General features: G+C 60.2%; 13 protein-coding genes. 6 read left to right on the top strand and 7 right to left on the bottom strand.

All coding sequences use genetic code 11. The features are described 5' to 3' along the window. Positions 1-963: 963 nt before the first annotated feature. Positions 964-2,493: an ATP-binding cassette domain-containing protein gene (locus HMPREF3160_RS00445; protein WP_083285194.1), complete on the bottom strand. Its 1,530-nt coding sequence runs from the start codon at positions 2,491-2,493 to the stop codon at positions 964-966. Between the two features lie 248 nt (positions 2,494-2,741). Here HMPREF3160_RS00445 and HMPREF3160_RS00440 point away from each other — a divergent pair, with 248 nt between their 5' ends. The 4 genes from HMPREF3160_RS00440 (at position 2,742) to HMPREF3160_RS00425 (ending at position 7,576) form a co-directional block, all read left to right on the top strand. Continuing rightward, a complete protein-coding gene (locus HMPREF3160_RS00440; RefSeq protein WP_370977307.1) occupies positions 2,742-3,401 on the top strand; it encodes a DUF3000 domain-containing protein in 660 nt (219 codons plus the stop codon). A gap of 80 nt (positions 3,402-3,481) precedes the next feature. After that, the gene (locus HMPREF3160_RS00435; protein ID WP_052048683.1) at positions 3,482-4,756 is read left to right on the top strand and encodes an HRDC domain-containing protein; all 1,275 of its coding nucleotides are present in this window, start codon (positions 3,482-3,484) and stop codon (positions 4,754-4,756) included. A 203-nt stretch (positions 4,757-4,959) separates the two neighbouring features. Next, the gene (locus HMPREF3160_RS00430; protein ID WP_070506451.1) at positions 4,960-7,071 is read left to right on the top strand and encodes a 3-hydroxyacyl-CoA dehydrogenase NAD-binding domain-containing protein; all 2,112 of its coding nucleotides are present in this window, start codon (positions 4,960-4,962) and stop codon (positions 7,069-7,071) included. A 13-nt stretch (positions 7,072-7,084) separates the two neighbouring features. Next, positions 7,085-7,576 (top strand): Rieske (2Fe-2S) protein, encoded by a 492-nt coding sequence (locus HMPREF3160_RS00425; RefSeq protein WP_176744670.1) that lies wholly within the window; start codon positions 7,085-7,087, stop codon positions 7,574-7,576. Between the two features lie 136 nt (positions 7,577-7,712). Here the strand turns inward: HMPREF3160_RS00425 and HMPREF3160_RS00420 are convergent, their stop codons facing one another. Next, positions 7,713-8,348: a response regulator gene (locus tag HMPREF3160_RS00420; RefSeq protein ID WP_035757599.1), complete on the bottom strand. Its 636-nt coding sequence runs from the start codon at positions 8,346-8,348 to the stop codon at positions 7,713-7,715. Next, a complete protein-coding gene (locus tag HMPREF3160_RS00415) occupies positions 8,345-9,655 on the bottom strand; it encodes an ATP-binding protein (protein WP_070506407.1) in 1,311 nt (436 codons plus the stop codon). Before HMPREF3160_RS00415 ends, HMPREF3160_RS00420 begins: the two co-directional genes overlap by 4 nt. A gap of 232 nt (positions 9,656-9,887) precedes the next feature. On the opposite strand from HMPREF3160_RS00415, the gene HMPREF3160_RS00410 reads away from it, so the two are divergent. Next, positions 9,888-11,015 carry an ABC transporter permease gene (locus HMPREF3160_RS00410; RefSeq protein WP_256173703.1) on the top strand — a complete coding sequence of 376 codons (1,128 nt, stop codon included), beginning with the start codon at positions 9,888-9,890 and terminating at the stop codon, positions 11,013-11,015. A gap of 73 nt (positions 11,016-11,088) precedes the next feature. Next, positions 11,089-11,808, top strand: coding sequence for an ABC transporter ATP-binding protein (locus HMPREF3160_RS00405; protein WP_070506402.1), 720 nt, complete (start codon positions 11,089-11,091; stop codon positions 11,806-11,808). Positions 11,809-11,861: 53 nt separating this feature from the next. Here HMPREF3160_RS00405 and prfB read toward each other — a convergent pair whose 3' ends face one another. From prfB to HMPREF3160_RS00385, 4 genes are all read right to left on the bottom strand, one after another. After that, positions 11,862-12,980 carry a peptide chain release factor 2 gene (gene prfB / locus HMPREF3160_RS00400; RefSeq protein WP_070506400.1) on the bottom strand — a complete coding sequence of 373 codons (1,119 nt, stop codon included), beginning with the start codon at positions 12,978-12,980 and terminating at the stop codon, positions 11,862-11,864. A gap of 105 nt (positions 12,981-13,085) precedes the next feature. Then, on the bottom strand, positions 13,086-13,517 hold the full coding sequence (locus HMPREF3160_RS00395) for a hypothetical protein (protein WP_035757592.1): 432 nt from the start codon (positions 13,515-13,517) through the stop codon (positions 13,086-13,088). After that, a complete protein-coding gene (locus HMPREF3160_RS00390) occupies positions 13,514-14,005 on the bottom strand; it encodes a hypothetical protein (RefSeq protein WP_052048676.1) in 492 nt (163 codons plus the stop codon). The genes HMPREF3160_RS00395 and HMPREF3160_RS00390 overlap by 4 nt, the downstream gene beginning before the upstream one ends. Next, positions 14,005-14,415 carry a TadE family protein gene (locus HMPREF3160_RS00385; protein WP_070506449.1) on the bottom strand — a complete coding sequence of 137 codons (411 nt, stop codon included), beginning with the start codon at positions 14,413-14,415 and terminating at the stop codon, positions 14,005-14,007. Before HMPREF3160_RS00385 ends, HMPREF3160_RS00390 begins: the two co-directional genes overlap by 1 nt. Between the last annotated feature and the right edge of the window lie 2 nt (positions 14,416-14,417).

Below are 14,417 nucleotides of genomic sequence, written 5' to 3'. Positions count from 1 at the left end.
TCGGACTTTTGTCTTTTTCTACTTTATTTTCGTCCAGGACACGCAACTCGGGGCGTCTGCCTGACTCCCCGATAGGTAAATTATCAAAAAATGACCCACCTGAATGACGCGCGTTGTATCGCGAACGGTCACGGGGCCGCGGATTGACAGCAGCCACCGATTCCTCTTGAACCGGCTCCGGTTTCGGTCGTGGTTCTGTGCTAGGTCGCGACTCCGGTTTCGGTTGTGGTTCTACGTTAGGTTGTGGATCCGGTTTTCGTTCCGGCCTCGGTGACTGCTCCTGCCTCTGCTCTGGAGCAGGCTTCGACTCTGTCGTTGGCTTCGGCGTTGTCGCTGGCTTCGGTTCCTGCTGGGCCGCAGGCTTCGGCGTCGCAGCTGATTCGCGTGCGGAATCACGGTTCGGCTGCGGCGCTGGTTTGGGTGCCGCTGCTGGCTTGGAACCAGGTGCTGGCCTCCGCCTCGCGCCGGCTTCGGATACCGGCACTAGCCTCGTTGCAGGTTCGTGAGTCGGCTCAGGCGTTGCCCTGTGTTCTGGCGTCCGTTCCGACTTCGAATCTGCAGGCGTTGACTCAGCCCGTGCCTCTGGCCGTGAAGCGGGCGCCGGCCGTGACTTCACCTCTGGCCTTGGCATCGCAACTGGCCGTTGCCGGTTTGTTGGCCGTGGTTGTGCTCCTGGCTCCGTCTCGTCGGAGTGTTTCAGCACATCGTCGAATGAAGCATCAGCCTCATCTGGCGAGGACGCTGCATGTTCAGGCCTGCGCCGTGGCTTCTCATCCCTGCTTCGGTCCTGATGCTTGGGTGCTCTCCACGCTGATGTGTTGGAGGTCCCTTCAGCACCGCCAGAGGATAGACCGGTCTCGTCGAGTTCATCGGAAGCTGCGTACGGTTGTTGCAGGTCGAGGTCATCGTCCCTCGATTCTCCGCCACGTTTGAACCAGCTAAAGAACCCAGCCATCGTTCTACCTAGCTATCGTTGCCGTTCGGCGATACTGCACGGCGGCCAGAGCCACCCGTCTTCCACTGGCTGCCAAGAGCGATCATGACCAGCATGTCCTCCGTGAGCCCCGCGTTCGGGTACACGTCGATGAGGTCACCGTCACGCATGACAGCTACGCGGTTCGAGTTATCGAGCACCTCGGTCATGTCGCTCGAGATCAGGATGACAGCGCCACCGTGGCCGGTGATTTCGCTAATCATTTCGTAAACCACTTCACGCGAGGCAACGTCAACACCGCGGGTCGGGTGGCTGAGCACAACAACATCGGCGTCAGCCTGCAGCCACTTCGCCAGCGCTACCTTCTGCTGGTCACCGCCGGAGAGGTTACCGATCGATTCGTGTGGGCCGACCGCGCTGATGTCGAGGCGCTGCATGGTTGCCACAACTTCACGGAAACGCTTAGCTTCCTCAACGAAAGAGGTGCCTTCCATCGGCTGCATCGTGGCGCTCGCCATCGTGTCATCCTTGGTGATGCCGCGAGCGTTGTCTTCGTCGTGCAGGTAGGCGATGCCGTTCTTGGTGGCATCTTCCGTGGACTGGACGCTGATTTCGTTGCCGTTGAGTCGCAACGTTCCACCGGTCGACGGGTTGAGGCCGCCGATGGCCGCGCCGAGTTCGATGTGGCCGGAACGGCGCATACCCGTGATGCCGAGAACTTCGCCGCGGTTGACCGTGAGCGTGACAGGGTTGACACCCTTGGCTTCGAACGCCTCAAGCTCAAACAACGGTTCAGGGTTCTCGAGTTCTGTTGGCCTCTCGACTGGGGCGAACTCGCGCATGAAGATCGCGTTGGCGATGCCAGGCGCGCCACCGGATTCGCTTGGCTCGAGTTCGCCGAAGATTCTTCCGTCACGAATGATGACGATGCGGTCGCTGAGGGACTGCACCTCATCCAGACGGTGGGAAATGTAGACGACAGAACGGCCTTGTTTGGTCAGGCGGTTGGTGATGGCGTGCAACACAGAGATCTCGAGGTCATTGGAGACCGCGGTGATCTCGTCCAGAAGCAGCAGGTGAGACTCTTCGAAGGAGAGGCGGAGCAACCGCACGCAGACCTGTTCAGCGCGTGCGAGGTCGCCTAGACGCGCGTTAGGGTCGATGTTGATCCCGTCGGCTTCGAGCAGTTCTTGAGCCTGCTTGACTTTTTCTTCATACGGAGCGCTGGCTTGGAACGAGGTGGCGAAGATCTCCTCGGCCACCGTGAGCTCTGGGTCGACTGTGAAATCTTGCGGGATTGCACTGACTCCAGCGGCCAAGGCTGCCTCACGTGAATCGGGGTTGTAAGGCTCCCCCGCGAGGATCATTTCGCCCTCGTCAGCCTTGTAGGCGCCGCCAATGACGTTGAGCAGCGTTGACTTTCCGGCACCGTTCTGGCCCACCAGGCCGATGATCTCGCCGCGTGCGATGTCGAGGTTGATATCGACAAGCGCGTCCTTGGAGCCGTGGCGCTTTTGGAGGCCGCGAGTTGAAAAGAGGATGGAGTCCTGGTCGAGCATGGTTTATGAAGCTACCTTTCAAGACTGCCGTGATGGCGCAACAAAACGTGGTCGACGTCGGAGCATGGTCGACGTCCACGCCAGCGGACAGCTTGGATTCTCTTGAGTTCTCTACAAACGACAGAATGCTATAACTGAATTCTAACCTACGCCAGGAAGCGTTACGCACAGTCGCTGGCAGATGACCCGGGTTGAGCGTTATCGGCGTGCCGTCACCAAAAGATTTTCGTGTTCCATAAGCTAGCGGTGTGGGTTTTAGCGCAGACACGACACGGTTGAGGTCAACCGGTGTTCCGCACGAATTTTCGATGGTGCTGGACGGTCTGAAGCGCGCCCTGGTTCGTCCTGAGATGACGCTCGAGGAGATCCCCGCACCTAAACGTCTAGCCCCCTACGCGGTCGCGCTCAAAGCGAATGTCGCAGCCGTTCAAGGTGACGTTAAAGACGAAACCATCAAGGGTTCAAGCGCTGTTCCAAGCGCTGAAACGGACTCTAGCTCGGAGCTTGCCACGGGCAGGTTCATTTTGCTGTTTGATCCGCAAGGCAACACGGTATGGGACGGCACGATGCGCATCGTGACCTATATCCGCGCCGAAGTTGATGGCGAGATGGGTAACGATCAGCTCGCCGCTTCTGTCGCGTGGACGTGGCTGGTTGAGGCCCTCGAGGAACACGGCGCACCCTACCGCCGCGCCGGCGGGACAGCAACACGTGCCTTAAGCGAGAACTTCGGCGATCTTCAACAGCGGCCGGACTCTGTCAACATCGAGCTTCGGGCCTCCTGGACCCCGGGCAACTACAACGTCCAAAACCAGCTTGAAGCCTGGTGTGACATGGTCTGTTCGTTCGCGGGGCTCCCCCCTCTCGAAGATGGGATTACACCGCTTCCCAACGTCCGCCTCACTTAAGCGAGTTCCCTGCTGAGGCGGCGTGAGCATCGGGTAAAGTACGCCTCACCTGGTCACCGGCCAGTATGATAAGAAGAACCATGAAGCTTGATCCCCCGCCGGCAGCACTTCTCGCCTCTGGTCAGTTCCCGGAGCGCGATCCTTCAACTCTCCCCCTGCTTGATTCTCCAGCAGACGGGATCCCGCCGGTGATTTCCACGCGCGCCGCATTAGATAACGCGGTAGCGAGTTTACGTGAGGGGCACGGCCCTGTAGCGGTCGATGCGGAGCGGGCTTCCGGTTTTCGTTACGGTCAGCGTGCATTCTTGGTGCAGTTGCGTAGGGCCGGTGCCGGGACGTTTTTGATTGATCCTGAAGCGTTCGATGATCTTCTGGACGTGAATGAAGCGCTGGCTGATGCCGAGTGGATTTTGCATGCTGCACATCAGGATCTGCCGTGCTTGCGTGAGCTTGAATTACAGCCGAATAAGTTATTCGATACCGAGCTGGCGGCCCGTTTGGCCGGCCTGCCTCGGGTTGGTCTGGCGTATGTCACTGAGACGATGCTGGGTGTGCGTTTAGCTAAAGAGCATTCAGCGGCGGACTGGTCGGTGCGGCCTTTGCCTCAAGATTGGCTGAATTACGCAGCCCTCGATGTTGAGGTTTTGATCGAGTTGCGGGACCAGCTTGAAATGCTTCTTCGGGGTCAAAAGAAGTGGGAGATGGCGCTCGAGGAGTTCGAGTATGAACGCCTCAAACCCGGGCCTCAACCAAAGAAGGACCCGTGGCGGCGCACCCACGGTTTGCATCAGCTGAAAGATAAGCACCAGATCCTAGCGGTTAAGGAACTGTGGGAAGAGCGCGAGAAGGTTGCGCAAAATAAGGACCGCGCGCCTGGCCGTCTGTTACCGGATTCTGCGATTATCGCTGCGGCGCGGAACCTCCCGGCGACCGTTCCGGCACTGTTGCGCACTGAGGGTTTCCGCGGCCGGCTAGCCTCAAAGGAAGCCCGCCGATGGGTCACAGCTATTGCTCGTGCTCGGAACGCAACCCGTTTCCCTCCCCGGACTGCGCGACGCTCAACGATGCCTCCCCCACGCTCCTGGAATGACCGCTTCCCTGATGCCGCCGAGCGCTACCAGACCGCGCGCTGGCGTTTGGAACGCGACGCCGATGCGCTAGGGATGCCGCTCGAGAACCTGCTGGCACCCGCTACTTTGAAAGAAATCTCGTGGCAGCCGCCCGAGGAGCTCACCCTTGATTCGGTGAGCGAACGATTGCGTGAGCTGCACGCCCGCGAATGGCAGATCCGCCGAACAGCCGCCGTGATCACGGTTGCGTTCTTGGAACCTGAACCGCTTGCGGACGCGTCATAAAACTCCATAGCGGGTCCGCTGCTGAGCACGAGCCTCCCCCGGATGTGATCCACCTCACTACTATGCGGTAACCTCCTGTTGAGAGGTTGAACCGCTTCCTAGGAGGAACTCACGTGACCGATTCAGTCAACCCCACCGAAAACCCTGCTGCATCCAACGACTCCGCTTCAGCTACCGCAGACCGATTCGCACGTTTCGATGACTTGCGTTCGGCGGCCCCGAACGAAATCGTAACCCGCGTTGAGGTTGAGGATCATGAGGTTGGCGGCCACACCATCGCCCTCATGACGATGGTCGCAGAGAAAGAGGGACATCCTGCAACCTTGGGGCCTGCCGGCCTAGCGAAGATCGGCCGCGCGGCCGAAGCTCAAGTCAAGCGTGCCGAAGCCGGTGAGATCGACGCGATCGCTATCACAGGTACTGGCCGCACGTTCGCTGCTGGCGCGGATCTCAGCACCATCCGCACCCTTTCGGATCCTGATGACGGACGCCGGTTAGCAGAACTCGGCCACGTGGCCTACGACGTCATCGCTGATACCGATGTTCCAAGTTTCGCGTTCATCAACGGTCAGTCCCTGGGCGGCGGTTTCGAGACCGCTCTGGCTTTCAAGTACCGCACCGTCAACACAGCCACACGCGCGCTGGGGCTTCCGGAGGCTGGCCTCGGTTTGATTCCTGGTTGGGGTGGCGTCTATCGCTTCCCGCGCATCGTGGGTATCGAAAACGGTCTGAAGGTCATGCTCGAGAACCCGCTGAAGGGCAACCGTTTCCTTACCGGTAACGAACTTGTTGAGATGGGCGGGGCTCATGTTGGTTTTGGGCCGGAGAATTTCCTGCAGGACTCCCTGGATTGGGCGGCATCCGTTCTGGATGGCACAGCGCCTGAGGCTCAGCGCGAACTCGAGGATCCCTCTGATCCTGAGGTTTCTGCCCGTTGGGATGCAGCACTGAAGTATGCGCGCGGTCTTGTTGAGAAAGCTACGCACGCTGAAACCCGGCCTGCGCCGACCGCTCTCCTTGATGCGCTGGATGCGAACCGTTCGATGACGCAGAAGCAATCTGCTGAGCTTGAGGTGGATACGCTTGCGCGCTTGATGTTCACTCCGGCATTCCAAAACACCATCTATTCGTTCTTGGAGCTATTCCAGGCGCGCGCTAAGCGTCCGGCTGGCGTGCCGGCTGTTGAGCCTCAGAAGATTTCGAAGGTCGGCGTGGTCGGTGCGGGGCTGATGGCCGCGCAGCTTGCACTCGTGTTCGCTCAGAAGCTGCAGGTGCCTGTCGTGATGACGGACATGGATGAGCAGCGCGCCCAGGCTGGCTTGGATCATGTTGCCGGTTACCTCGCTAAGAACGTTGAACGTGGCCGGATGAAGGAAGAGGACGCTCGCGCGATCCAGCAGCTCATCACGGCTGGCACCGATAAAGGTGTTTACGCGGATGCTGATTTCGTGATTGAGGCCGTGTTTGAGGAGATCGGCGTCAAGCAGCAGGTTTTCCGTGAGGTTGAGAAGATTGTGCGCCCGGATGCGATCCTCGCAACCAACACGTCTTCGCTTTCGGTCAAAGAGATGGCCGAGGTCCTGGAGCATCCTGAACGTCTGGTGGGTTTCCATTTCTTCAACCCTGTAGCGCAGATGCCGTTGATCGAGATTGTGCGCGGGCCTGAGACCTCGGACCAGGTTCTTGCTACCGCGTTCGCCGCCGCGAAGGGCCTCGGCAAGACTGCAGTGCTGGTCAAGGACGCACCGGCTTTCGTGGTCAACCGTCTGCTGTTGTTGCTGCTCGGTCTGGTTATGGACGCATTCGATCAGGGCATGGACCCGCACGAAGCGGATTCGGCGTTGGATCCGTTGGGCCTTCCGATGTCCCCGTTTGATCTGCTCGCGATGGTCGGTTTGCCGGTTGCTCAGCACGTAGCTGAGACACTGAACACGAGCTTCCCTGAGCGTTTCCCGCTTTCGAAGAACCTACAGACGCTCATCGATAACAAGATCACCTCAATCTGGTCGAAGGACGAGAAGGGCCGGAAGTTCATCCCGGAAGAGCACCTGGCCTTGCTTGAACGCGGGGACGCATCGATCACCAAGGATCAACTGCTCACAACGGTGCTCGATGCGCTGGCAACTGAAATCCGCATCATGCTCGATGAAGGTGTTGTAGCTGGCCCGCAAGACATCGACTTGTGCATGATCCTAGGTGCCGGCTGGCCGCAGCACCTCGGCGGCATCACCCCGTTCCTTGATCAGTCTGGTGGGAGCACCCGCGCCAACGGTGAAGCGTTCGGCGCGTGGAGCTTACCGGCATCCACGAAGTGACACAATGGGCAGTATGGAAAACAAAACTCCGGTAAATAACGCAGCGGCGGCAGAGGTTGCCTCGCCAGCTGAGCACGATGCGGCGCATCAGGGTTGTTGTGCCTCGCGTCGCGCTGTCCTAGGTGGCGCGGTCATGGGTGCCGCCGCCCTGGGGCTTGCCGCATGCGGACCAAGCGGCCCCGCAGAAATCCCTGAAGCCACGGGTAAGCCTGAGGCGGTTATGAAGGTCAGCGATCTTGCTGTGGGGTCTCAGGCGAGCGCGGCGGCAGGGCAGACCAAGCTCGTATTGTTCCGCCCCTCCGAGAAGGAGGTGCTGGCGTTTTCGGCGGTCTGCACTCACGCAGGGTGTGAAGTCAGCCCGGGTTCAGAGAACCGTTTCCACTGTCCATGCCACGAGTCCTGGTTCAAAGCCGAGGACGGCACCGTCATTTCCGGTCCAGCGAATGCGCCGCTACCGCGGTTTGCGTGCGAGGTCAAAGGCGAGGACATCCTCGTTTACATCTAGTAACTAGCAAGCCACTACGGTTTCAGGCCCCGGACAACGGGCGTTGTCCGGGGCCTGCCGTTTTTCATGGTGATTCCGGCAGGCACAGCAGTGCTGTCTGGAAGTGCTGTCTGGAAGCGCGGCATAGCAGCGCGGTCTAGAACAGTCCGCGTTCTCGGGCTTCGGCGACGGCCTGGGTGCGGGAGGTCACCCCAAGTTTTTCGAATACGTGAACCAGGTGGGTCTTCACTGTTGCTTGCGAAACAAAGAGTTTCTGGGCGATCTCGGCGTTCGTGAGCCCGTCTGAGACGCACTGCAACACTTCCAGTTCGCGCAGCGTCAGGCTCGGCAAGGGTGAGACGAGCCGTTCCATGAGACGGCTCGCTATCGCCGGGGCGAGCGCTGACTGGCCAGCGGCTGCCGCGCGCACTGCCGGCAACAGCTCCTCCGGTGGGGCGTCCTTGAGCAGGTAGCCTGAGGCTCCGGCCTCGACTGCCGCGAGAATATCGGCATCCGTATCGTGGTTGGTCAAAACCAAAACCGGCATCGTGAGCCCCGCTGCACGCAGACGCCGAATAGCTACCGCGCCGGAGCCTTCATGGTCGAGCCGCAGGTCCATCAAAACCAGGTCAGGGCGCTCCCGCTCAACCTCGGCAACAGCATCGTCTTCGCTTCCTGCCTCCCCCACTACCGTGAGGTCATCTTCCATCTCCAGCAGGGCGCGCAAACCAGCCCGCACCACGGGATGATCATCCACCACAACAATGCGGATGCGATCACGAACTTGGCTCATAGCTCCTCCTCGCGGGTGTTACTAGCTTGCCCCGCACCGCTCTGGCCTCCACCTTGTGACGCGCCGGCTTCAAGCGGGATCCGTACAGAAATCCTTGTGCCCTGACCGGGGCGGGCATCCACCACGAGTTCCCCGCCCAGCTGTTGAGCCCGCTCACGCATCAAAGCCAAACCAAAATGGCCTCTGCCCGGTGTGCCTTCCGGCGCTTTCGACGGACTAAAACCAACCCCATCATCGCTGATCGTGAGTGTCGCCGTGGCGTCATCGTGCTCAAGTGAAACCAAAACCCGGTGGGCCCGGGAATGCTGGCGGGCATTACCCACCGCCCCTTGAGCGATCCGCAGCAGCGCAGACTGTTGGCTCATCGTCAACGGAGGGTCATCACTCATCACGACCACGGCCGGGCCCGCCCCCACATCGGCAAGCCGCTCCAGGGCACCGGTGAGCGTTTCATCAGAGAGCGCCGCCGGTGCCATCCTGCGCAGCATCCCTCGCGTCTCTGACTGCGCGTCTTCGGCTACCGAACGGGCCATGACGATGTATTCCTTCGTCTTACGATGCTCATCATCGGTTGGCAGGCCACGTTCCGCGGCGTGCAACAGCATCTGGATCGAGGACAAGGACTGGGAGACACCATCGTGAATCTCTCCAGCTAAGCGGGCACGTTCAGCCTGCACCCCGGCCTCCCGCTGGCTCACGGTCAGTTCCCGCTCCGTGTCCAAGAGTCTCTGTAGCAAAGATTCACGCATTGCCGCCTGATACGCGACCGCGCGCAACGCCCAACCAATCATGATGCTGACCGATGCCCCCAGGACAGGGCCGATCACAACCGCGAAAGAAAACCCGATGTGAAGGGAAACAAAGAAAATAGCGCACGCCGTGGCGGCCGCAACAGCGACCGTGCCGAGCTTCATCCCCAAGAGGAACAGCAACGCGAAAAAGAACGGAAACACCAAATACGAGGCTTCCAGGATCTGGCTCGCCGCCAGCATCCACGCCGCCCCCATGAGGCTCAGACCGGCCACGGTTGCCGCGGTGTTTTCGTGAACCTTGCCTCGCTCAACCTGAATCGCGCCACCGGCCCACCCGGTAACGAAGAGCACAACGCCTGCCATGCCTAGCCAACCGTGATGCGTCTGCCCCGGCGTCTTGCTCAACCCCACACCGGCTGCGAAAGCAATACCAGCGCACACGAGCATCACAATGTGCAGGCCAGCCCGCAACAAGCGGAAGGCTGGGGCCATCGCTGAAACAACATGCTCCGGCTCCGGCACTGCACGGGCAGAAGAAGGCGTGAGCTCAACCATATGTATGAGAATACTGCGCTCAACCGCACGCCTTGACGCTCATGCATCAACCGAAAGGTTGATCCTCGGCCTCAACCATGTTGGCAACCAAGATCAGTCCTCCGCGGGATCTATTCATGGGCGGAAATCGATGGAATGGAGATAACGAAAAACCAGGCTGCACCGCAAAACCGCACTGCCCTGCAAAAGCGCATTGCACCGCACTGCACCGCAGGCAGTGTTGCATCGCAGCGTGGGGGAAGTTCGAACGGAAGAGGTTGAAATGTTTCTGGCTTGGCGTGATGTGTTACACGCGAAGGGACGCTTCGCGATCATCACGGTGGTGGTGATGCTCATGACTTTGCTCGTGGGGTTCCTGACCGGCTTGACCGGCGGGCTCGCCGGCGCCAACGTCGACACCGTGCGGTCTTGGAAGGCTGACCGCCTCGTGATGTCGGCCCCCACCGGCGCTCAGAGCGCAAGTATGTCCATCTCGTCCATCTCCCCTGAAGCCCAGCGCGAATGGGAAGACCAGGTTGGCCAGACCAACGTGACCGCCATCGGCGTCACACAAATCTCGGCAAGCCACGAGGAGAACACCACCGGCGTTGCGATCATGGCGCACGGCCCTGGCGCTGACCTTGGCGCCGGCACAGGCCCGAACCAGGCCGACGACGCGGCAGCACCGACCGGCAGCGACGTCACAGTGAGTGAAGACGCCGCGGAAGAACTCGGTGTTCAGGCTGGTTCCACGATCACGGTCGCAGGCCACGAGTTCACGGTCTCTGAGGTCACTGGAACCGGTCACTATTCTCACGTGCCCGTCGTAGGGATGTCGTGGACCGCGTGGCAAGAACTCTCCGAACGCACCGGAGGCAGCGGCCAACCGAACGCTTTGTTAGTGCATGCAGATGTTTCCGATGACGACGCCCAAGCCATCAACAAGGCCGCGAACACGGTCTCCCCTGCCGGGTTCGATCAGCTCTTGGCCGTTGGTTCTTTCCGTTCCGAGGTCGGCTCGCTCGGGCTCATGATCGGGATGCTCATGGCGATCTCCGCGCTCGTTGTTGGCGCGTTCTTCACCGTGTGGACGCTGCAACGTACCCGGGACATCGCCGTGATGCGAGCACTCGGCTCCCCCGTGAGCGCCCTTCTGCGCGACGCGATCGGCCAATCCTTGCTCGTTCTAGCGGTTGGTGTTGGCGCGGGCATCGGGATCATCATGCTCGCTGGGCCAGCGGTCTCTGCGAACGTACCGTTCGTCAGCAACTGGCTCACAACGCTCGTCCCTGGACTACTCATGACGCTCTTGGGGCTCATCGGTGCAGCGTTCGCCCTCCGTTCAGTGACCAAAGCTGATCCGATGCAAGCCCTCAGCTAAACCGCGAGCCCGCACTTACGCATCCATCCCGGTCTGCTTCTCGGACCGCCACTATCCTTCTGAAAGGTTCATTATGCTTTCCCTCACCAACCTGACCTTGACCTACCCGGACGGTAACGACACCGTGACCGCGCTCGATAACGTGACGCTGAGTCCTGAACCTGGCACGCTCGTCGGAATCACGGGACCATCCGGGTCAGGTAAGTCCTCGCTGCTCACGGTCGCGGCGACATTGACACAACCGGATTCGGGGTCCGTCATGATCGACGATGTTGAGGCCAGCCGCTTAAGCGCGGCACAAGCCGCGCGTCTGCGTCGCGAGAAAATCGGGATCGTGTTCCAGCAGTCCAATCTTCTGCCGTCACTAACCGCGCACGAACAGGTGCGCGCGGTGGTTGAGCTCGCGGGAACGCGAGCACAGAAACGTGCCGCGCGTATCCGTGCCGGTGAGCTACTCGAAGCAGTAGGGCTCAGCGAGCAAGCGAACCTACGGCCATCCCAGCTCTCCGGTGGGCAGCGTCAACGCGTCAACATCGCCCGCGCGCTGGTTTCCAATCCGTCGGTGCTGCTCGTGGACGAACCGACCTCCGCGCTGGATTCACGTTCAGGTGCGACCATCATCGACCTGTTGATCCGCATGACCAAGGAACTCGATGTCACCACTCTGCTGGTGACCCACGACCTACAGCACGCCCACCGCTTCGATGAAATGGTGACCCTGGTCGATGGTCGGATCACCGAGCACACCAAGGAAACCTCGCAGATCACAGTCGGCCAAGCCCAGTTCGCGTAGCGGGCACAGCCTCCGTCGGGGCTAGTCCTCGTCTGGGTTAGTCGTCGTCTGGCTTATTCGTCGTCTTGGTTGCGTTGGCCTGCACGCCAACGGATGCCGGCGTCGATGAACCCATCGATGTCGCCGTCCAGAACCGAACCGGTATTGCCGACCTCGTGGTTGGTGCGTAAGTCTTTGACCATCTGGTACGGGTGCAAAACATAGGAACGCATCTGGTCGCCCCAGGAAGCCTTGACGTCGCCCGCGAGTGCTTTCTTCTCCGCGGCTTCTTCTTCCTGTTTCAGCAGAAGCAACCGGGATTGCATAACCCGTAGTGCGGCGGCACGGTTCTGAATCTGGGATTTTTCGTTCTGCATTGAGACCACAATCCCGGTTGGGATGTGGGTCATGCGCACTGCGGAGTCGGTCGTGTTGACGGACTGTCCGCCCGGGCCGGAGGAACGGAACACATCGATTTTGAGTTCGTTATCCGGGATTTCGATGTGGTCGGTGGTTTCGATGAGCGGGATCACCTCGACTGCCGCGAACGAGGTTTGGCGGCGGCCTTGGTTATCGAATGGTGAGATGCGTACGAGCCGGTGGGTTCCGGCTTCGACTGACAAGGTTCCGAACGCGTAGGGTTCGTTGACTTCGAAGGTCGCGGATTTCAAGCCGGCTTCCTCAGCATAGGAGGTGTCGGTGACTTTGGTTTTCCACCCGCGGCGTTCCGCATACCGTAGGTACATGCGCAACAGCATCTCGGCGAAGTCAGCCGCATCCACACCTCCTGCTCCAGCGCGGATTGTGATGACTGCTTCGCGGGCATCGTAGTCCCCGTTAAGCAGGGTCATGATCTCCAGTTCGGAGAGTTTTTCTTTGATCTTGGCTAGCTCGGAGTCTGCGTCTTCTAACAGCTCCGGTTCGCCCTCTTCTTCCGCGAGTTCGATGAGGGTTTCGAAGTCATCGATGCGGGACCCCATTCCGGTGATACGGCCGAGTTCAGCCTGCTTATGGGATAGAGCGGAAGTCACTTTCTGGGCTTCCTCGGGGTTATCCCACAAGTCGGGTGCAGCGGCTTCTTTTTCGAGTCTCTCGATCTCGGTTTGAAGCTGCTCTATGTCCGAGACCTCTTCAATCTCGTGAAGAGTATGTCGGAGGTCGCGGATCTCGGCGGCAAAATCAGTTGAAGACATAGTGTTTTCAAGTCTACCCGGCATGCAACTATGCCCACCTGAAGTTCAGGCCGGTACGGTATCGGTTTCAGGCCCATCCCGCGTCGGATCGCCCCGGTGGCTGAGTTAACGCATTTCCACCCGACTGAAGGAGTGGGTGTGTACGTGGGTGGTGCCGGGCAGCATGCCGCCAAGAATCGGGATCCTGGTGGTTGCGGACATGTTCACGTGGAGTGTGAGCGATTCTCCTTTGAATTCGATGTTGTCGATCCGCAGGTTATCCAGTTGGTCTGGCAGTGGGATGCGCCGTAGCTGCGCTTCGATGTCGGCGCGTGCGGCGGAAACATCCGGGTGGCCGGTTTCTTGAATCGCTTTGGCTTGGGATTTGCTCAAGACTGCGGAGCTTGTGACCGAGTCAGCGATCGAGGTGAGTTTCCGTTGAGAGATCGCGACGTGATTCAAAGCTGAGGTTACCGCGAGCACCGCGATGAGGAGCCCGAGCAGGCCCGCGACCATGACGGTGATGCGGCCTTCCTCCTCTGTTTTCGAGGCGGTCATTCGGCTCCTCCTATCAGCATCGAGGTCTCAGACTGTGCCTTCACTATCCCCCGGACGCCTTCGGGCAGGAAAGGTAGCGGAACGTCAACGTCCACGCGTGCAGTGATGAGTGAGCCTGGTCCGGGGCATTGCCCCGAGCATGTAAGGGTGAGCCGCGCATTGTCCGGGTTGATGCCGTAGCCGTGCATGACATCCGCGATCGCGTGTTCGGCTTGGGCACGTGTTCCAGGCGGACGCGCCCCAGGAGCATCTTGGTCCTGCGTGGAACCGTTGTTGGTCATGATGCGGGCGGCTTGATCGGATGCCGCGACCGCGGCGAGGTTGCCCGCCTGAACCATCGCGACTGCGATCATCAGATACATCAGCGGGATCGCAAGCAAGATCGCTAGACCAACGAATTCGATGATCGCGCTACCCCGATCCTGCCCCGCCGCCGTCTCGTTGGGTTCGTTGCATTCAAGCGCTGTGTTCTGCGTTGTGGCGGGCATTAGAACGTCGCTTTGGTTACAACCGCGTTGGTCGAGTATTCGAACGGCGCGGGCAGGAACCCTAGGATCGGTACGCGAACGATAACGGTGACTTTGACTGCTGGCCCGTAATCTCGGCTGATGAGTTCGGCATTGGCTTGTCCCATACCTGGCAGCAGTGATGAGTCCAGCAGTTCTTGAGCTCGTTGCGCTCCTGCGCTCGCTGATTGGTCCGGGAACGCGCCAAAGCGCGCCCCGTGGGTTGCTGCGTCTGCCGCCATGTTGCGCCAATGCAGGAACACCGCGAGCTGGATCATTCCGACGAATAAGAGCGCGACGAGTCCCATGATCATCGCTGTCTCTGCTACAGAGGAACCCCGCTCCGGATGCTCTTGGCCGCCTCCAGCGCCCGCCTCTTGGCTCTCACACATCA

It is taken from the genome of Arthrobacter sp. HMSC06H05, assembly GCF_001807395.1.
Lineage (GTDB): Bacteria > Actinomycetota > Actinomycetes > Actinomycetales > Micrococcaceae > Pseudoglutamicibacter > Pseudoglutamicibacter albus.
This window is presented reverse-complemented; position numbering and strand designations above follow the sequence as displayed.